The sequence below is a fragment of the Variovorax sp. 01T432 genome (assembly GCF_056398605.1).
In genome coordinates this window covers 25,466-45,857 of record NZ_JBFTPS010000030.1, presented here as the reverse complement: position 1 = coordinate 45,857, position 20,392 = coordinate 25,466, and the positions used below count along the sequence as shown (strand labels likewise).

Annotated in this window: 8 protein-coding genes; 1 reads left to right on the top strand and 7 read right to left on the bottom strand. The window is 69.4% G+C overall.

The features are described 5' to 3' along the window. Positions 1–83: 83 nt before the first annotated feature. From AC1DNF_RS21680 to glgB, 7 genes are read right to left on the bottom strand one after another with little or no spacing between them, the layout of a single operon-like run. On the bottom strand, positions 84–5,177 hold the full coding sequence (locus AC1DNF_RS21680; RefSeq protein WP_478150689.1) for a malto-oligosyltrehalose synthase: 5,094 nt from the start codon (positions 5,175–5,177) through the stop codon (positions 84–86). Continuing rightward, the gene (treZ, locus tag AC1DNF_RS21675; protein WP_478150688.1) at positions 5,170–7,029 is read right to left on the bottom strand and encodes a malto-oligosyltrehalose trehalohydrolase; all 1,860 of its coding nucleotides are present in this window, start codon (positions 7,027–7,029) and stop codon (positions 5,170–5,172) included. The genes AC1DNF_RS21680 and treZ overlap by 8 nt, the downstream gene beginning before the upstream one ends. After that, positions 7,026–9,161, bottom strand: coding sequence for a glycogen debranching protein GlgX (gene glgX / locus AC1DNF_RS21670; RefSeq protein ID WP_478150687.1), 2,136 nt, complete (start codon positions 9,159–9,161; stop codon positions 7,026–7,028). The genes treZ and glgX overlap by 4 nt, the downstream gene beginning before the upstream one ends. Next, positions 9,158–9,943 (bottom strand): mechanosensitive ion channel family protein, encoded by a 786-nt coding sequence (locus AC1DNF_RS21665; protein ID WP_478150686.1) that lies wholly within the window; start codon positions 9,941–9,943, stop codon positions 9,158–9,160. The genes glgX and AC1DNF_RS21665 overlap by 4 nt, the downstream gene beginning before the upstream one ends. Positions 9,944–9,968: 25 nt before the next feature. Next, complete coding sequence (treS, locus tag AC1DNF_RS21660) at positions 9,969–13,313, bottom strand: maltose alpha-D-glucosyltransferase (protein ID WP_478150685.1); 3,345 nt, start codon at positions 13,311–13,313, stop codon at positions 9,969–9,971. An 11-nt stretch (positions 13,314–13,324) separates the two neighbouring features. Continuing rightward, positions 13,325–15,421, bottom strand: coding sequence for an alpha-1,4-glucan--maltose-1-phosphate maltosyltransferase (locus AC1DNF_RS21655; protein WP_478150684.1), 2,097 nt, complete (start codon positions 15,419–15,421; stop codon positions 13,325–13,327). Beyond that, entirely contained in the window at positions 15,414–17,312 is a 1,899-nt protein-coding gene (glgB, locus tag AC1DNF_RS21650) for a 1,4-alpha-glucan branching protein GlgB (protein ID WP_478150683.1), read from the bottom strand. The genes AC1DNF_RS21655 and glgB overlap by 8 nt, the downstream gene beginning before the upstream one ends. A gap of 712 nt (positions 17,313–18,024) precedes the next feature. Here glgB and AC1DNF_RS21645 point away from each other — a divergent pair. Continuing rightward, the gene (locus AC1DNF_RS21645; protein WP_478150682.1) at positions 18,025–20,385 is read left to right on the top strand and encodes a hypothetical protein; all 2,361 of its coding nucleotides are present in this window, start codon (positions 18,025–18,027) and stop codon (positions 20,383–20,385) included. The last annotated feature ends 7 nt before the right edge of the window (positions 20,386–20,392 follow it).

The following is a 20,392-nucleotide window of genomic DNA, read 5'->3' as shown; positions in this document are numbered from 1 at the left end:
CGTCCTGACCGGTGCACCCGCGATAGTCGCAAAATATATCTCCGTCTGTCGGTAAAAGTCGAATTCCCCCTGTCGGAGATTTCCTACAGGATCAGAACAGCACCCGGGAATGCCCGCAGCGCCTCTCCCACGGCGATGGCATGGCCATGGACAGCACAGCGCGCGCCGGCGACGCAGTCATGGAAGTCCCCGGCGCCCACATCTCCGGGCAGCAGGACCTGGGTGTCGCCCCAGCTTTCCGTGCCCAGGGGCAACGCACGCTCGTTCCAGGGCCTCCCGCTCTCCCGGTCCAGGGCGGCGAACAGCCTGACCGTGATCGCGACCAACACGCGATCCCCGTGGCGGCGCATGAAGGCCACGACGTGACCGCCCCGCGCGCCCCGCACCTCCAGGGGTTCATAGCTCCCATCGCGGAACAGTTCCGGCGTCGTCTTGCGCAGCGAGAGCAGGCGCCAGGCCAGCCACAGCTTGGCGCGCCCGCTCTCTGCGGCCAGGGCCAGCGCATGCGCCATCGGCTCCAGCGGCTGTGCGCCGGCCTGCGCCTGCAGTTGTTCGAGCCACTCGGCGCGCTTGTCGTAGTCCACGGGCCGGCGGTTGTCCGGATCGACCAGGCTGTGCTCAATCAACTCGCAGCCCTGGTAGAGGTCGGGCACGCCGGGCGACGTGTACTTCAGCAGCGTCAGGCTCAGGCCGTTGAGGGCGCCGTACCAGTTCAGGGCGGCGGCGAAGGCGCGCAGATCGCGCAGGAAGCGGTTCTCCTCCCCCAGGGCGAGGGCCGCGCGCACGAAGCTCTCGAGTCCGCGCTCGTAGGCCTCGTCATTCCGCGTCCAGCTCGTGTGCGTCTTGCCCTCCCGCGCGGCCTTGCGCATGTAGGCGGCGATGCGCTCGATATACACCTCTTGCGCGTCCGCATCCACCTCGCCGGGGTCGATTGTGCCGAGCAGGGTCTGGTAGAGCAGGTACTCGTGGGCCGCGGAGGTCGCGCCGCGCAGTGGCGCATTCATCGCACGCCAGCGCATCAGCGCGAGCCGCCAGAGCGCGGGCAGTTCCGACAGCACATCGATGCGCAGGCGCACGTCCTCCGAACGCTTGTTGTCATGCGTCGAGGTGGCCAGCATCGTGTGCGGCCAGCGCCGCTGGCGGTCGCTGCTCGCCTCATGGAATTCGGCCACGGTCATGCCGATCAGGTCGGGGTCGCCGCCCACCTCGTTGAGCGAACTCAGCGGAAAGTAGCGGTAGAAGGCCGTGTCCTCCACCCCCTTGGCGGCCACCGGCGCGCTGAACTGCTGGAAGCGCCTGGCAAAGCGCAGGAGCCTCGGCCGCACCGATGCCGCCGCCCCTTCGGGCGCCTGCCCGAGCAGCGCCTGGCGCACGAAATCGAAGACCGTCGGGTCGGGCAGCTGCATGCGCTCGCGCGCCGAGGCAATGGCCTCGTCGATGTAGCGCAGGTCCTGCGGCGTTGCTTCCTCGGCGTTGTAGGTGCGATAGACGGTGAAGCTCGCCACCACGGTGGCGAGCACGTCGCGCAGCGTGTGCAGGCTGTGGTCGCGCGTATGCCGGTCGGCCTTGGCGATCCCCAGGAGCGAGATGGCGAGCACTTCGAGGTCGGAAGCCAGCGTACCGAGCGCCGCATCGCGGCGCGCCTCATGGACGATCTCCCTGAAGCCCTGCGTGACGCCGCTGAACCGGCGCCAGGTGCGCTCGATGCGGGCCGCGGCGCGATGGTCGACCAGCACGCCGTTGGCCACGTTGGCGAAGCGGTAGCCCGTGGTGCCGTGCAGTGCCCAGTCCACCGGCACGTCCTCCCCCGGCGCCGCGATCTTCTCGGCCACCACGTAGAGCGGGCGGTGCGGCCGGCCGTCGACTTCGGGCAGGCGCAGCCCGCGCCCGCTGCGCAGGGCAAAGCCGTCCTGCAGGCGATCGAAGTAGCGTGCAGGGTCCTGCAAGCCGTCGGGGTGGTCGATGCGCAAGCCATCCACCCAGCCGCGCGCGGCCAGGTCGAGGGCGAGCGCGTGCGTCGCCTCGAACACGGCCTCGCGCTCCATGCGCAGGGCCGCCAGTTCGTTCACGTCGAAGAAACGCCGGTAGTTGATCTCGTCGGCCGCCACGCGCCAGTGCGCGAGCCGCCAGGCCTGCGCTTCGAGCAGCGCATGCAGCGCGTCGCGCGCGCCCGGCCGGTTGAGCGCCTGCACCGCGAAGCCGATCGCCTGGATGACGGCCGTGTGGCCGGCGGCCAGCCGGGCGAGGCGCGCCTTCAGCACTTCCTTGTCGCGCGCCCGCTCCCCCATCGCCTGCGCCGTGAGTTCATGCGCGCCCGGCAGATGCCCGAAGGCGGTGGCGATGCTGGCGAGCGCCGCCGCGACATCCGGCGCCTTCAGGTAGGCGCCCGCGCGCTCCAGGATGCCCGGGTAGCTGCGCGGGCCGAGCGGGAAGCCGTGCTCGTGATACTGAACCGAGAACTCGCCCGTCTCGCCATCCCATCGCAGCTTCAGCTCGCCGCCGTCGAGCACGCGGCCATAGTGGTCGCCCAGCACCGGCAGCAGCACCTTGCCCGCGAGACCGGGCGTGAGCGGCTGCCAGTCGATGTCGAAATGCTCCGCGTAGAGCGAGCCCATGCCGTTCTCCAGCACGTCCGTCCACCATGGGTTGTCCGAACCCAGCACCCCCATGTGGTTGGGCACCAGATCGATGAGCTGGCCCATGCCCTGGGCCTTCAGCGCGGTGGTGAAGCGCTCGAAGGCCGGCATGCCGCCCAGGTCGGGGCTGATCTCGTTGTGGGCCACGACGTCGTAGCCATGCATGCTGCCGGGCCGCGCGCGCTGGATAGGGGAGCAGTACACGTGGCTGATGCCCAGGCGCGACAGATAAGGCAGGATGCGCGACGCATCGTCGAAGTCGAAGCCGCTGTGCAGCTGCAGCCGGTAGGTGGCGCGCGGCACCAGCGTGTCGCGCGGCCGATCGGCCTGCCCGTGCGGCAGGGGGCGCGGCCGGCTGCGCGCGAGCGCGGCCGACAGGCGCCGCACGATGGCGCCCTTGCCCATCTCTTCCACGCCCCGGCCGTACTTGCGCCGCCAGTTCGGATGCTGGTCGATGGTGCCCGGCAGGTTCGCCTGCTCGATCTCGCCGAGCGCGTCCTCGAGCTGGACCATCATGATGCCGGAGGGCGCCGCCGCAAGGAAGCTGTGCACGGCGGCGACGGCCTCGGCATCCAGCGCGCCGCCGGCCGCGGCGGCCAGGCTGTCCGGCGAGAGCGCCACATGCTGCTGCACCGTCCGCAAGAGGCGCAGCTTCTCCTGCGCGCGCTCCAGCACCTGCTGCTCGAAGACCTCCGCGTCCGGGAAGAGGCCGAGCGCGAAGCGCGCCCTGAGGTCGTGCGCCGACCACCAGCCCGCCAGCGTGGCGAGGTCGTGCGTGCTGACCGCCACGACGGCCTCGCGCGGGTAGTCGGCGGGCGCGCGAAAGCCGCCGTCGGCTTCGCGCTCGAAATACAGCAGGCGGTACGAGAGCACGCCGAAGCGGCGCATCGCCTCGCGCATCGCGTCGGGCACCGTCCCCAGGTCCTCGCCGATCACGAGGCAGCGGTGGCGCTCGCTCTCCAGGGCGAGAATGGAGAGCAGTTCCTCGTAGGGGTAGTGAACGTAGCTGCCGTCGCGCCCCGTGCCCTCGGCCGGGATCCAGAAGAGCCGCATCAGCATCATGACGTGGTCGATGCGGATCGCCCCCGCGCCGCGCATGTTCGCCCGCAGCGCTTCGATGAAGACGGCGTAGCGGCTGTCGCGCAGCCGGTCCGGCCGCAGCGGCGGCAGGCCCCAGTCCTGCCCGTTGGGGTTGAACGCATCCGGCGGCGCGCCCACGCGCGCGCCGAGGGCGAAGCAGGCCTGGTGGCGCCAGGTGTCCGAGCCGCCGCGGTCCACCGAGACGGCCAGGTCGAGATAGAGCCCGATCGGCATGCCCAGCGCGCCGCATCGCGCGCCCACCGCCTCGAGCTGCCGCGCGGTCTGCCATTGCAGGTATTCGAAGTAGCCGACGCGCTCGGCATGCCGTGTGGCGAAGGCAGCCACCTGCGGGCTCGCGGGGTCCTGGTAGGCCGGCGGCCAAGCGGGCCATCCCCACACCCGGGGATCGAGCTGATGAAAGTGCTCCTGCAGCGCTTCGAACAGGGCGTGCTGGCGTGCGGCCTCCCCGCCGCGCAGGCGGAACTGCGCGAGCGCGCGCACTTCCGCGTCGTCCTGCGCCCTGCGCTGGAAGCGCTGGTAGAGCAGCTCCAGCACCTCGTGCTTGACCGCCGCGACGCCCACGTGGTCGACCAGCGGCGCATCCCGCAGTGCCGCCAGCCGCGCGAGAAAGTCGGGCGAACCCACGCGCGCGCGTGCCGGCGCGCAGTCGAGGAAATCGGGCACCGCCTCGACATCGATGTACAGAACGTTCAGGTTCGCGCGCGACGAAGGGCTGTAGGGGCTCGCATGCGCGGGGTTGTGCGCAAAGAGCGCGTGCAGCGGATTGAGCCCGATCACGCTCGCGCCTTCGCGCGCGGCCTGGGCGACGAAGGTCGCGAGGTCGGTGAAATCGCCGATGCCCCAGTTGCGCTGCGAGCGAAGCCCGTAGAGCTGCAGGGTCAGGCCCCACAGGCGGCCACCTTCATCCAGCACGGCCGGCCGATGGCAATGCGCGGGCGCGCAGGCGACGAGCGTCTCGCCGGGCAGGCCGGCAATGCTCAGCAGGTGGTAGCCCAGGGGCAAGGCGAGCGGGATCTCCAGGTGATAGAGCACATGGGGCACGCCATCGACGTCGGCATGCTCGGCAGCATGGAGCGTGGCTGCCTGCACGGCCCCCTCATGGGAGGCGCCGCTCTCGTCGACCAGACGCCATAGAACGTGCGCTGTCTGCGCCGGCAGGCGCAGCGCGATGCCGAAGGAAGCAGCACCGACCGGGATGACCTGCACCGGCGGCAGGGCGCGGCGCCATACGGCGCGGGCGGCCTCGGCATCGGCTTCGGTGTATTGCCGCCAAGGGCCATCCGCCGACGCGGGCAGCTCGACACCGGCATCGCGCAGCAGGGCCAGCAGCGCCGCCGGCGGTACCGAGTGCCGCGCGCCCCAGACATCGTGGTATTCAGTCGCGATGCCGTAGCGGGCGCACAGGCGCCGCAGCGCTTCATCCACCTGACCTTCATGCATCGACGGGCTCCTCGATGGTCGCGCATACGCCGCCACGCACGAGCGCGATCGTGCCGCCGGCGGGTTCGGCCTGCGGCCCTGCCGTCGAATAGATGACGCGCCCCGGCGGGGCGGCGGGATGGCTCGTCTTCGCGCCGAAATTCGCCACCAGATGCAAGCGCATCAGGGTGCCTTCGCCGCGCGGCGCCAGTCGCCAGACGATGCGCAGCGTATCGCCTTCACGGGACCATTGCGCCACCCGGCTGTCGCCGCCCAGGCGCGGCATCAGCTCCTTGTGGCGCGCCGCGAGCAGGGCGCGCGTCTCGCGCAGCGCCTCGTCGTGCGGCGGCCTCTCGCGCTCGTCCCAGCGCAGCGTCGAGTCGATGAAGGCCTGCACGTCGTTCGGGTCGGGAATGCGCGCCTGCGCGCGCGCGTCGGCAAAGGCGGCGAAGCGGCCGAACTCCGAGCGCCGTCCGGCCGAGACGGCCGCCGCCAGTTCGGGGCCGAAGTCGCAGAAATACTGGAAGGGCGTGGAGGCCGCGAACTCCTCCCCCATGAAGAGCATCGGCGTGTGCGGCGAGAGCAGCACGCAGGCGCGCGCGGCGCGCAGCAGCACCGGGTCGGCCATCGCGTCGATGCGCTCGCCGAAGGCGCGGTTGCCGATCTGGTCGTGCGTCTGCAGGAAAGACACGAAGGCGCCGAGCGGCAGGTGCTCGCAGGCCTCGCCACGCGCCTCTCCGCCGCGGAAGGCCGAGGGCTGACCGCTGTAGACGAAGCCCTGCGCCAGCGCCAGCCCGAACTGCTCCAGCGGGCGCTGGGCGTAGTCGGCGTAGTACCCGTCGGCCTCCCCCGTCAGCAGCACGTGCGCGGCATGGTGCAGGTCGTCGTTCCACTGCGCGGTGCCGGCCAGCGGCATGCCGAGCGCATCGCGCTCCAGCCGGTGCGCCTCGTTGAGGTCGTTCTCCAGCACCACGTGCACGTGCCGCTCGCGGCCCGGGCCTTGCCGCAGGGCCGCACAGATCTCCTCGACGATGGCCGGCCGGGAGTCGTCGCGGATGGCGTGGATCGCATCCATGCGCAGGCCGTCGAAACGGTATTCCTCCACCCAGTACAGCGCGTTGTGGATGAAGAAGTCGCGCACCGTGCCCGAATGCGCGCCATCGAAATTGATGGCGGCGCCCCAGGGCGTCTGGTGCGCCGGGTTGAAGAACTGCGGGCAGTAGGCGTGCAGGTAGTTGCCCTCCGGGCCGAAGTGGTTGTAGACCACGTCGATCAGCACCATCAGGCCCAGCGCGTGCGCCGCGTCGACCAGGGCCTTCAGCTGCGCCGGCGTTCCGTAGCTGGTGTCGGGCGCGAAGGGCAGCACGCCGTCGTAGCCCCAGTTGCGCTTGCCGGGGAAGTCGGCCAGCGGCATCAGCTCGATGACGGTGATGCCGAGCGATGCGAGTTCGGCCAGGCGCGACTGCGCCGCCATGAAGCTGCCCTCGGGCGTGAAGGTGCCGACGTGCATCTCGTAGATCACCGCCTCGTTCCAAGGCCGCCCCGCCCAGCCCGCATCGCGCCATTCGTGCGCGCGCGGATCGACCACTTCGCTGGGGCCGTGCACGTCCTCCGGGTTGCGGCGCGAGGCCGGGTCGGGCACGCGCAGGCCGTCGGGCAGGAGGTAGCGGTAGTGGTCTCCGGCCGAGACTTCGGGCAGGGTGGCTTCGTGCCAGCCCCGCGCATCGCGGCGCATCGCGGCCGAGCGCCACGCATGCGGCGCGCGCGTCCATTCGAGGACGACGCGGTCCACCGCCGGCGCCCACAGCCGGAAGCGCACGCCGCCAGACGCCAGCACCTCGGCGCCGAAGGGCATGGGATGCAGGTGCTTCATGGCGCGACCCGGTCACGACGCAGCAGCACCAGCGAGCGGCCCTGCAAGGGATAGCTCGGGTCCGCGACCGGCACCGAATCCAGCGTGTCGCGCGCCGTGTCGACCAGGCAGGTCCACCGGGCGCCCTCGTGCTCGGGCACGGCGAAGGGAAGGGGCTCGTGATAGGCGTTGAGCAGCAGCAGGAAGTCGTCGTCGCGCTGTTCCTCGCCGCGCGGCCCGACATCGATGATGCCGGTGGCGGAGAAGAGCATGCCCAGGCAGCGCACGTGCGGGTCGTCCCAGTCGGGCGGGTTCATCTCCTCTCCACCCGGCTTGAGCCAGACCACATCCTTCGGCACGCCGTCGCCCACCGGCTGCCCGCGAAAGAAGCTGCGGCGGCGGAACGAGGGATGCTGGCGACGGATGTGAATCAGCTTGGCGACGAAGTCGCGCAGCGCCTCCGCCTTGGGGTCGGGCGTCCAGTCGAGCCAGCCGAGCGCGTTGTCCTGGCAATAGACGTTGTTGTTGCCGTTCTGCGTATGGCCGCGTTCGTCGCCGGCCAGCAGCATCGGCACGCCCTGCGACAGCAGCAGCGTGGCAAGGAAGTTGCGCTTCTGCCGTTCGCGCAGCGCGTCGATCTCCGGGTCGTCCGTCGGCCCTTCGGCGCCGCAGTTCCACGACACGTTGTTGCTGTTGCCGTCGCGGTTGTCTTCGCCGTTGGCCTCGTTGTGCTTGTCGTTGTAGGAGACCAGGTCGTGCAGCGTGAATCCGTCGTGCGCGGTGACGAAGTTGATGCTGGCATGGGGGCCCTTGCCCGACCAGCCATAGAGGTCCTGCGAGCCCGCGAGGCGGTTGGCGACGTCGCCGACCAGGCCGGCGTCGCCCTTCCACCAGCCGCGCAGGCCGTCGCGGTACTGGTCGTTCCACTCCGCCCAGCCCGGCGGGAAGTTGCCGACCTGGTAGCCGCCGTGCCCCAGGTCCCAGGGCTCGGCGATGAGCTTGACGCGGTTGAGCGTGGGGTCCTGGCGGATGGCGTCGAAGAAGCCGCCGAGGTTTTCCACCTTGCCCGCCTCGCGCGCCAGCGCCGAGGCCAGGTCGAAGCGGAAGCCGTCGACGTGCATCTCCTCGGCCCAGTAGCGCAGCGAATCCATCACCAGCTGCAGCGCGCGCGGGTGCTCCAGGTTGACGGTGTTGCCGCAGCCGGTGAAGTCGTCGTAGTAGCGGCGGTTCTCGACGTTGATGATGTAGTAGGAGTCGTTGTCCACGCCGCGCATCGACAGGGTGGGGCCGAGCTGGTTGCCTTCGCAGGTGTGGTTGTAGACCACGTCGAGGATCACCTCGATGCCCGCCGAATGCAGGGTCTTGACCATGGTCTTGAATTCCTTGACCTTGCCCGATGCGCTGTAGCGCATCTCGGGCGCGAAGTAGGCCAGGGTGTTGTAGCCCCAGTAGTTCTGCAGCCCCTTCTCCGCCAGGTGGCGGTCGTTGAGGTACGAATGCACCGGCAGCAGCTCGATGGTTGTGACGCCCAGGCGCTGGAGGTAGTCGACGACGGGCGCGCAGCCGAGCGCGGCGTAGGTGCCGCGCAGGTGCTCGGGAATGCCGGGGTGGGTCATGGTGAAGCCGCGCACGTGCAGCTCGTAGATCACCATGTCCTGCCACGGCACCTCGGGGCGGCGGTCCTCGCCCCAGGTGAAGGCGGTCTCCAGCACGCGGCCCTTGGGCATGAAGGCGGCGCTGTCGCGGCGGTCGAAGGAAAGATCTCCGCGCTTGCTGCCCACCGAGTAACCATAGAGCGCATCGCTCCAGCGCAGGTCGCCGATCAGGTCCTTGGCGTAGGGGTCGAGCAGCAGCTTGTGCGGGTTGAAGCGATGACCTTCCTCGGGCTTGTAGCGCCCGTGCATGCGATAGCCGTAGGCCATGCCGGGGCGCGCCTCGGGCAGGTAGCAGTGCCAGACGTCGTTAGTGCGTTCGCGCAGCGTGATGCGCTGCCGCTCGTGGCGGCCCTTGTCGTCGAAGATGCACAACTCGGCCTTCTCCGCATGCTTGGAGAAGATGGCGAAGTTCACGCCCTGGCCATCCCAGGTCGCACCCAGAGGATAGGGCCGTCCGGGCCAGACTGCGGTCAGGGGAACATGGGGGCGTTTGGTCATGGAAGCGGGGAATCCTTGTCAGCGGGCGGTCGGGGCGGCCACAGGGCGCCGGGCGGGCGGCGAGGGGCGGTCTCCCGCGTCACGGCGGTGTCGATCGGCCGCCGGGGCCGGGGCGGGCGCTCCTTCGGCCACCATTCCTCGATGCGATCGGCGGCCCAATCCTTGCCGGCGAGGCCGAAGGCCAATGCCAACGCAAAAACGATGCCGCCCAGGATGATGAGGAAGCTCTGGCGCACGATGTCGCCGCCCACCTTGATCTGGTCGAGCGCGATGAGCACCACGAAGAGCAGGATCGCGTACTGCGCGAGCTTGCCCAGCAGCAGCGAATCCTGCATGCCGGCGTTGCGGCCGTAGGTGGTCACGGCCTCGCCGACGAAGCGCGCGAAATAGGCACCGAAGGCCAGGATCAGCAGCGCGACGAACACATTGGGCACGAACCACATCACCCGCCCGAGCAGGTCGGTCACGTAGCTCAGGCCGAGGCCGTTGAAGGCGATCAGCAGCGAAGCCAGGATCACGAGCCAGTAGGCCAGCACGCCGAAGACCGTGGTGGCGTCCGCCACCATGCCGCCCTGGCGCAGGAAGGTGTCGATGCCGGCGCGCTCGGTCAGCACGTGGAAATTGACGGCCCGCAGCGCCTTGATCACCACCAGCCGCACGACCTTCGCGATCAGCCAGCCGCCGACGACCACCAGCGCCGCGAACAGCAGCCGCGGGATGTAGCTGCCGATCTGGAAGAGAAAGGCGCGCAAGGGCTCCAGGTGTATGGCGAAACTGTCCATGGATACTCTCCCGTCGGTTGAAGTCTTATGGCGATTGCGGCGGCCTGGCCGCGCCGCGCTCGAGCAGGGCCAGGATGCCCTGCAGCGGAACAGGCACCCAGTCGAGCCGGTTGTTGAGCTCATAGCGCAGCTCGTAGAAGGCCTTCTCGAGCTCGAAGAGATCGAGAAGCTCCGCATCGATGGCCGAGGCGCCGGCCTCCGGCGCGAGGGCCGCGGTGTAGCCGGCCAGGAAGGCGGCGCGCGTCTCCTGCTCCCAGATGCGCGCCGCCTGGTCGAGGCGCGCCAGCTCTTCGTGGTTCTGCGCCGCGCGGCGCAGCGCGGCCCAGCGCGCGTAGTTGAAGGAGCGCAGCATGCCCGCCACGTCGCGCAGCGGCGAGCGCTTGGCGCGCCGCTCCTCGAGCGAGCGGGCGGGCTCGCCCTCGAAGTCGATGATCACGAAATCGTTGCGCGCCACCAGCACCTGGCCCAGGTGGTAGTCGCCATGGAAGCGGGTGCGCCAGCCGCTCTTGCCTTCGATGCGCACCGCATCGATGTGCGCCTGCACCTCGCTCGCGCGCGACAGCAGGCGCGCCGCATCCTCCTGTGCCGCGGGGATCAACGCGCTCGCGGCGTCGCGCAGCATCTTCAGCGTGCTCTCGGCCTCGACGCGCGCGGTGTCCCGGACCCTGGAAAGATCGGCCTGCGTCACCGGCTCGGGCTCGAAGGCCGGATTGCCGGTGCGCCGGGCCAGCGCGTTGTGCAGCTCGGCCGTGCGGCGCCCGAGCACCTGGATCAGCGCGAGGAAGGCGCCGTGCGGATTGGCGCGCGCGTCGCCGTTGGCATCGCGCAGCTCCGCGAAGAAGCGCTCCAGATAGGCCAGGGTGTAGTCCCAGCCGTCGCCCTGGTTGGGCACGTAGGCCTGGAGCAGCGCCAGCGTCATGACGGTGCCGTCGTTGCCGAGGTATTCGAGCGCGCCGGCCACCGGCACGGCGCTCACGAAGCCGGCCTCCTCGGTGAGGAAGCGGCCCATCTCCAGCTCGGGATTGATGCCCCCGCGCAGCTGCCGATAGCCCTTGAGGAACAGCGTCTCGCCCAGCGTGATGACGGTGTTGCTGCTCAGGAGGCTGGGCCGGCTGACGGGCAGCTCGGCGATGATGTCGATCGCGAGCTCGCGCCCCAGCGTCGTGGGCCGGAAGTGCAGCTTCCCGGCCACCGTGGGCAGCTTCGTTTCCCGGACGATGGCGCGCGCCATGGCACGGCAGAAGGCCTCGTCGAAGAAGGCATCGCCCATGACGCCGACGTTGGCCTGCTGGCGGATCTTGGCGACGGCGCCGGGCGCGAGGCTCTTCATGCGCTCTTCCTCGCGGTCTTCCCACGCCAGCGCGAGCGGCATGAAGTAGACGGCGTGCTCGGGCGGCCCGTCGAGCTCCAGCATGGGCAGCAGCCAGCTCAGGCCGTCGGCTTCCCACACCGCCTGGTCGAGCACCCGCGCGCGCGTGATCTTCGAGCCCTTGTAGCCATACCAGCGCTGCGCCTCGATGTGGGGCGGCAGCGTCTCGGTCTCGAACTGCTTGCGCAGCCGGTCGGCGAAGCCGATGCGCCAGGGCATCACGCGCTCCCTGAAGAGGCTGGTCCAGCCGTCGAAGAGCACCAGCACCGGGCGGTCCTGGAGCGCGACGCCTTCCTGGTGCCAGCTGGGCATCGGCACCTCGCTGGCGAGGCGGAACCAGTAGAAGCCATGCGAGGGCAGGGTGAGCAGATAGGGCAGCTCGCCGATGGGCGGGAAGGAGGTGCGGCCCAGCATCTCCACCGGCACCCGGCCCTTGAAGGCCGAGAGGTCCAGCTCCACCGGCTGCGCCGCGCGCGAGAGGTTGAACACCGACAGGATCACGTCGTCGTCGTGCTCGCTCAGGTAGGCGAGGATCTTGCGGTTGCCGGGCTTGAGGAAGGTGCGCCGCCCGCGCCCGAAGGCGCGGCTGGTCTTGCGCACGGCGAGCATGCGCCGCGTCCAGTGCAGCAGGGAGCTCTTGTCGCGCAGCTGGGTCTCGACGTTGACGGCCTCGTAGCCGTACATCGGGTCCATGATGGGCTGCAGGTAGAGGCTCTGCGGGTCGGCGCGCGAGAAGCCGGCATTGCGGTCGGGGCTCCATTGCATCGGTGTGCGCACGCCGTTGCGGTCGCCGACGAAGACGTTGTCGCCCATGCCGATCTCGTCGCCGTAGTAGATGATGGGCGAGCCCGGCATCGACAGCAGCATGCTGTTCATCAGCTTGATGCGGTCCTTGTCGTTGTCCATCAGCGGACTCAGGCGCCGGCGGATGCCCAGGTTGATGCGCGCGCGCAAGTCGGCCGCATAGGTGGTGTACATGTAGTCGCGCTCGCGGCTGGTCACCATCTCCAGCGTCAGCTCGTCATGGTTGCGCAGGAAGATGGCCCACTGGCAGCCCTCCGGGATGTCCGGGGTCTGCTGCAGGATCTCGACGATCGGGTCGCGGTCCTCCTGGGCGATGGCCATGTACATGCGCGGCATCAGCGGGAAGTGGTAGGCCATGTGGCACTCGTCGCCCTCCCCGAAGTACTCGCGCACGTCCTCGGGCCACATGTTGGCCTCGGCGAGCAGGAAGCGGTCGGTGTACTCGGCGTCGATGGCCGCGCGCAGCTTCTTGATGACCTGGTGCGTCTCCGGCAGGTTCTCGTTGCTGGTGCCGTCGCGCTCGATGAGGTAGGGAATGGCGTCGAGGCGGAAGCCGTCGACCCCCATGTCGAGCCAGAAGCGCATGGTCTTGAAGACCGCCTCCAGCACCGCCGGGTTGTCGAAGTTCAGGTCCGGCTGGTGGCTGAAGAAGCGGTGCCAGTAGTAGGCCTTGGCGACCGGGTCCCAGGTCCAGTTGGAGCGCTCGGTGTCGGTGAAGATGATGCGCGTGCCGGCGTAGAGCTGGTCGGTGTCGCTCCAGACGTAGAAGTCGCGCGCGGGCGAGCCGGGTGGCGCGTGGCGCGCGGCCTGGAACCAGGGGTGCGCGTCGGAGGTGTGGTTGATGACCAGTTCGGTGATCACGCGCAGCTCGCGCTTGTGGGCCTCCTCCAGCATGTGGCGGAAGTCGTCCAGCGTGCCGTACTGCGGATGCACGTCCTCGTACTCGGAGATGTCGTAGCCGTCGTCGCGCAGCGGCGAGGGATAGAAGGGCATCAGCCAGATCGTGTTGACGCCCAGGTCCTTCACATAGTCGAGCTTGGCCGCCACCCCCTTGAAGTCGCCGACGCCGTCGTCGTTCGAGTCGAAGAAGGCCTTGACGTTGAGCTGGTAGATCACCGCATCGCGATACCAGGTCGGATCGCCGGTGGTATCGATCTCCGTGGTCTCGAGCGCCAGGGTCGGCAGGGGTGCGTTCATGGTCTGCGGCCTCAGGCGTAGTAGTCGAAATCGCGCTCGTCGCGCAGCCGGCGGCGCACGGCGAGGATGTGCGCCGGCAGGCGCCCCGGGTCCAGCAGGATGTAGTGCCGGTCCCCGCGCCAGGTGAAGCGCTGCTCGCTCAGGAGGTCGTGCATCTGGAAGGGATGGTCCGCCGGCACGCCGATGTCGGCGGGATCGAGCGAGAGCCAGCCCCACTGCGCATGGTGGGGGTCGAGGTTGACCACCGTCACCACGATGTTGGCGCCGTCCGCCGACGCCTTCATGTAGGCGATGAGCTGGTCATTGCCGATGTCGAGGAAGCGCAGGCCGTGGTCGGCCTGCAGCGCGGGGTTGGTGCGGCGGATCTGGTTGATGCGGGCGATGAAAGGCCGGATGCCTTCGTCCGCGCCCCAGTCCCAGGCCCGTAGCTGGTACTTCTCGGAGTCCAGGTATTCCTCGCTCGACGGGCCGCGCGGCAGATGGTCGAGCAGCTCGTAGGCGGGGCCGTAGATGCCGTAGTTGGCCGACAGCGTCCCGGCCAGCACGAGGCGCGACTTGAACACCGCCTCCTCGCCGGTCTGCAGCTCGGCGTGGAGGATGTCGGGCGTGTTGGGCCAGGCGTTGGGCCGGAAGTAGGCGCTGCCCGGGCCCTGCGACAGCTCGGTGAAGTAGCGGGTCAGCTCCTCCTTCGTATTGCGCCAGGTGAAGTAGGTGTAGGACTGCGAGAAGCCGAGCTTGGCCAGCCGGTGCATGACCTTGGGCCGGGTGAAGGCCTCGGCCAGGAAGATCACCTGCGGGTGCGCGCGCTTGATCTCGGTGATGGCCCACTCCCAGAAGGCGAATGACTTGGTGTGCGGGTTGTCGACGCGGAAGATGCCCACACCCTGCGCGATCCAGTGGTCCATCACGCTCTTGAGCTCGACCCACATCGCCCGCCAATCCTCGCTCTCGAAGTTGAAGGGATAGATGTCCTGGTACTTCTTGGGCGGGTTCTCCGCATACTGGACGCTGCCGTCCGGGCGCCAGCGGAACCAGCTCGGGTGCGCCTTCACGTAGGGATGGTCGGGCGCGCACTGGAAGGCGATGTCCATCGCGATCTCCAGGCCGTGCTGCGCGGCGGCCGCCACCAGGTGCCGGAAGTCCTCGGCCGTGCCGAGCGCGGGCAGGATGTCCTTGTGCCCGCCCTCGGCCGCACCGATGGCCCAGGGGCTGCCGACGTCGCCCGGCTCGGTCGTCAGCGCGTTGTTCCTGCCCTTGCGTTGCGCGCGGCCAATCGGATGGATGGGGGGAAAGTACAGCACGTCGAAGCCCATGCCGGCGATCAGCGGCAGGCGTTTCTCGACATCGCGAAAGCTGCCGTGCACGCCAGCCTCCGGCGCGGTCGAACGAGGAAAGAGTTCGTACCAGCTGCTGAAGCGCGCGCGAAGGCGATCGGCGATGAGCGGGAGGTCGGCGGCGAAGCGGGTTTCGAAGCGCCGGTCCGGATGGCGGCCGGCGGCCGCGGCCAGCTCTTCGTCGAGCGCCAGGGCCTTGAGGGAGATCGCGTCCATCGTCGCGTCTGCCGCGCCGGCCTCCAGCGAGCGCGCCCACTCGGTCAGCACCTCGCGGTCCCCCGCCGTGGCGCGCTGCGCCGCCGCCCGGATGTCCAGCGCGCCCACGCGCGCGGCGAGACGGATGTCGTCGGCATCGACGCGACGCACGAGCTCGTGCCGCCATGATTCGAAGGCATCGACCCAGGCCACCACCGTGTAGAAGTAGCGCCCCGGCTTGGGCGGCGTGAAGTCCGCGTGCCACTCGTCGTTGTAGAGCAGCGTCATCGGCACTTCGTGCCGAGTCGACTCGCCCTCGCGCCACCAGCGCAGCATGACGCGCAGCGCGTCGTGCCCGTCGGTGAAGCAGTAGCCGGTGATGCGCATGCGCTCGCCCGCCACGCACTTCGCCGCGAAGCGCCCGCCGTCGACGACGGGCAGCACGGCGTCGACGACGGCACGGATTCGGCCGTCGTCGACGCCGATGGGTACGGGCTGTGGAGCGGGTGCCGAAGCGGTCTTCGGGTCGGGCTTCGGGGAGGGTCTTGCCTGGACGATCGGGCTCTGGGTCTTAGGCATCGGCGCTGGCCTTCAGGATGAGGGTGGAGAGGGGCGGCAGCGTCAGGCAGACGGAGTGCTTCTGGCCGTGCGATCGCATCGGTGCGGCGCGTACCGCGCCTAGGTTCCCCCAGCCCGAACCGCCGAAGGCGAGCGCGTCGCTGTTGAACACCTCGTGCCAGGTGCCGCCGCTCGGCACGCCCAGGCAGTAGTTCTGGCGCGGCACTGGCGTCAGGTTGCAGACCACCAGCAGCGTGTCGCCGCCGCCGGGGCCACGACCGCGCCGCAGGAAGGCGATGACGCTCTGGGCCTGGTCGTCGGCCTCGATCCACTGGAAGCCCTCGGGCGCGAAGTCCAGCTCATGCAGGGCGGGCTCCGCGCGCAGCAGCCTGTTGAGTTCGCCGACCAGGTGCTGCATGCCTCGGTGTTCCGGCTGAGCGGTGACCCACCATTCGAGTTCGCCTTCGTGCGTCCACTCGCGCCGCTGGGCGAACTCGCCGCCCATGAAGAGCAGCTTCTTGCCCGGATGCGCCCACATGAAGCCCAGCAGCGCGCGCAGGTTGGCGAACTGCTGCCACGAATCGCCGGGCATCTTGTTGATGAGGGAGCCCTTGCCGTAGACCACTTCGTCGTGCGAGAGCGGCAGCACGAAGTTCTCGCTGAAGGCGTAGATCATCGAGAAGGTGATCTTGTGATGGTGGTAGCGGCGGTTGACCGGGTCCTCTTTCATGTAGGCGAGGACGTCGTGCATCCAGCCCATGTTCCACTTCATGCCGAAGCCGAGGCCGCCCATCTCGATCGGCCGCGACACGTTGGGCCAGGCGGTCGATTCCTCGGCCACGGTGAAGGCGTCGGGGTGCTGGCGGTAGACCGCACGGTTGAGTTCCTGCAGGAAATCGATCGCTTCCAGGTTCTCGCGGCCGCCGCGACTGTTGGGAATCCATTCGCCGTCGCGCCGCGCGTAGTCGAGGTAGAGCATGGAGGCCACCGCATCCACGCGAAGACCGTCGATGTGATAGCGGTCGAGCCAGAAGAGGCCGGAGGAGATGAGGAAGCTGCGGACCTCGTCGCGGCCATAGTTGAAGATGGCCGAGCTCCATTCGGGATGAAAGCCCTGGCGCGGGTCGGCGTGCTCATAGAGGTGCGTGCCGTCGAAGGAGGCGAGCCCGTGCGCATCGGTCGGGAAGTGCGAGGGCACCCAGTCCAGCACGACGCCGATGCCGCGCTGGTGCAGGTGGTCGACGAAGTACATGAAGTCCTGCGGCGTGCCGTAGCGCGCGGTGGGCGCGAAGTAGCCGGTGGTCTGGTAGCCCCAGGAGCCGTAGAACGGGTGCTCCGTGATCGGCATCAGCTCGACGTGGGTGAAGCCGAGCGATACGACGTAGTCGGCCAGCGAATGGGCCAGCTCGCGGTAGTTCAGGAACTGGCCGTCCTTGCGGCGCCAAGAGCCGGGGTGGACCTCGTACATGGACATCGGCGCGTCGAGGCTGTTGCGCGGCGCGCGGCTTTCCATCCACTGGGCGTCGCCCCAGTCGTATTCGAGCGACCAGATGCGCGAGGCGGTGGCGGGGGGTGCCTCACTGCAGAGCGCGAGCGGATCGGCCTTCTCGAGCACCTGGCCGCCTTGCGAGACGATGCGGTACTTGTAGGCGTCGCCGCGCCGGGCGCCGTCGCAGCGGCCTTCCCACACGCCGGTCGCATCGTGCCGCGGCTGCAGCGCGTCCGCGCGCGCGTCCCAGCCATTCCACGCGCCGATCACCGAGACCGAGGCGGCATTGGGGGCCCAGACGGCGAAGAAGGCGCCTTCGCCATCGGGCCGCAGATGGGCGCCGAGGCGGTCGTACAGCCGCGCGTGCGTTCCCTCGCGGAACAGATACGCATCGGTGTCACCGAAGGGGGCATGAAGTGTCACAGGCTGGCTCCTCCGCAAGAATCAGCAGAACTCTTCTTGTAACCGCGCAAGCCTACAAGAGCGGGCGAAAAAGTGCCCGTCCGCCTGTCGGACGGAGGCTCAAGCGAGGACCGCGCGTTGCTTCCGTTCGCTGTGGGAGGCCTGTCCTGCCCTTGTGGGGAGCGAAGTGCGGTGCCTTGTGCGGGCTCGGCGGCGAGAAGAGGAATGCCCTGTCAGCGTTGTCGCGCCGGGTGGCCCGCGTCAGCAAAGGAAGTCGCTCTCGTCGCATCCATGCTCTGGCCCCACTGAGCGGCGATGGCCGCATGACCCGCAGGTCAACACGGCGGTCGGCGGTGGCGCGGTCTTCCATGCATACACCTTCTCGGCGCCGCAACCTTCTTCGCGCCGAGCGCGCCAGAAGCTCGGCGTCGGTTGGGGGTGTTGCGTACTGAAGACGAGAAGCGAAGCCCGATAGGACTTCGAGGCGCATGGCTGCGCGTCGCGTTGCGCGAATTGTTGATCTCAAGCGTTCTCCCTGTGCCGAACGTGACGGCGGCGGGCACCTAGCCGCGTCGATCCGGCGGCGTCAAGCCCGGTCTGCGCGTCTGGGTATCGGCGATCCTCGCACCCTGGAGCTTCGGCTTCTCGACAAGATCGTCGGGCCTCGCAAGGGCTTGCGCAGGCAGGGGCGAACAGCATGCGAGGCCTCCGAACCCTCCCTGAGAGAAGACCCTTGCGAAGAATCCCTTCCTTGTCGCGCCTGGAGTTGAACCCGACGAACGACCAGCAGACCGTCGGCCTCGCATCCGCCGGCCATGCGGCCCTTTCCCCGGGCCTGAGCCCGTCGCCGTCGTCCGACCCCGGCTCTCCGCCGCTGCGCGGCTTGCTCGGCAGCACACCTCCCCCGCGCCCCGCCGCCGACGGCCGCAACATATGGACCGTGGCCTTGAACACGACATTCAAGGTAAGGAAGAACGCGGCGGGCGAAAGCGTGGCGAACGTCACCGACCCCGGGCATGTGCAGCTGCGCCCGACCCGAAGGGAGCAGGAAATGTATGGGCTGCCGGAAGCCCTCGGCCATGGGCCTCGGCCCGGAACGCCCACCTCCATCCGAACGGTGGTGGGCACGCTGAGCGACGGCACGACCTTCAAGGTCAAGGGGCTCGTCAAGGAGCCCGCCGCCTACGGCGCGGACAAGCCCATCGCCGGCCACATCGAGGTCGATCACGGCGAGCTCTCGCCCGCCCAGGCGGAAATACTGAAAGGGCTGGCGAAGGCGCCGCTCCTCACGGTCTACGAGACCAGCGGCGAACTCGAGGCCAACTGCGTCCATGGCCACAAGGAAGCCATGAAGCGGGTCTTCGATGTCGACATCGACATCCAGGCGCACACGCTGCCGCAGGAGATCGCGGAGAAAGTGAAATCGGTACGCGCGGGCCCGCGCACGCCGGACGGCTCGGGGGGCACGGGTGGCAGGTCGGGTGGCATGGGCCCGGGCGGGGCCGACCCCGCGCCCGCGGCCGCCCCGCACGTGGCCGCGGTGGTGCGCATGGCGGGCAATGCGGCGCGCATCCTGGAGCTTGTCGCGCAGGAGCAGAACGAGCGTGCGCGCGCGCTGGCGTCCGAGCTGCTAGATCCCCAGTTGCTCACGCAGCTCAATGGCGCCTGGAACCAGGGCCGCACGATCGTGGGCGACGGCGAAGCAAGCGCCATGAATATCGCAAACGCGCACTTCATGGGTCTGCTCGCCGAATTGGCGGAGCGGCGGCTCCTCGGTGCGCGCGAGATCTTCGATGGCCTGCGCGCCGCCGGCGCGGCGGGCCCCGAGGACGCGTCCTACCTGCTCCAGCTTGCCACGCGCATCGGGCAGTACGAGCATCGCCAGGCAGCACCGCAGCTGGTGGAAGCGCTCATGGAGTTGCTGGACACGCTTGCCCGCGTACTCGAAGGCGAAGGCGACAGCGCCGAGGCGCGAGGCCGGATGTGCCGGGCCCTGCTCATGCCGGCCCGAGGGGCGCAGCGCAAGCCCGACCACCGCTATGGGGACTTCTACAGCCAGTTGGCATTGGGCGAGCCCACGCGCACGCCGCCGCGGGCCACCCTGGAGGCGGTGCGCTCTCTGCGGAAGCTGAACCTGATGCCCAGCCGGCGCGAAATCAAGAATGCGGGACTGAGCGGCGCGCGGGCGGACAAGCTCGCCGCCTTCGAACGCAAGGCCGACAAGGACAGGGAGCACGCACCCGCGCGGCCCGAAGCCCCTCGCGGGCTGGAAGCGAGGGTGCGCGAGCTGGCGCGGCTGGGCGTTGCCGAGGCGCGCGCGGCCGACCGGGCGAAGGCCACCGAGAAAGCCCACGAACGGGCCCGGCGCCAGCGCGAGGAGCAGGCGGATTTCGAGATCTACAGCGCCGTGGACAGCGCGGTGAATGCGCGATGGGAGCAGCTTGCGGGCAAGGTGCGCAAGGAAATCGCGCGGACGGCCCCCCATGCGTGCGCGGACGCATCGATCGCCACGCATGTACCGACCGCGCTCGTGCACAGCGTGCGCGATTGCTTGATGTCCACGCTCCAGGGCAAGGCCGTGAAGACCGCACTCGTGGCGTCCGGAATGCCCTACCGCGCCGAGGAGTACGGCGAGTTCCATCGCATGCTGGAGAGCCTGGCGGGCGCTCCCGTCAGCGCCGTGCTGGGGGAGTTCGCGCTCGACATCCAGCATCGAGCACGGCAACTGGCCGCGACCTGGGACGCCCAGGACAAGGCTGCGCGCGCGGAACTCGCCAGTGCCCTGAGTGCCGGGATGGACCGCGATTCCAGCCGGGTGCGCACCAGCGCGCAGCAGCCCGCGACGGCCCACGGCGGGGTGCCGCACATCGAGCGCGCGTGGTCGACCCCGCGAGCGACGGCGACGCGCAGCCCGCCCGACCACGCCACGCCCCTGCCTGCGTCTCGGCCCATGCCGCAGCCGCAGCCGCAGCCGCAACCGCAGCCGCAGCACCAGCCCGCGCCGCGCCCCGAAGCCCCCGTCACCCCGATCGCGCCGCAGCGGGATCTGAACCAGGTGTCCTTCGACCAGACGAAGTGGTTCGATGTCGTATGAGCATGGC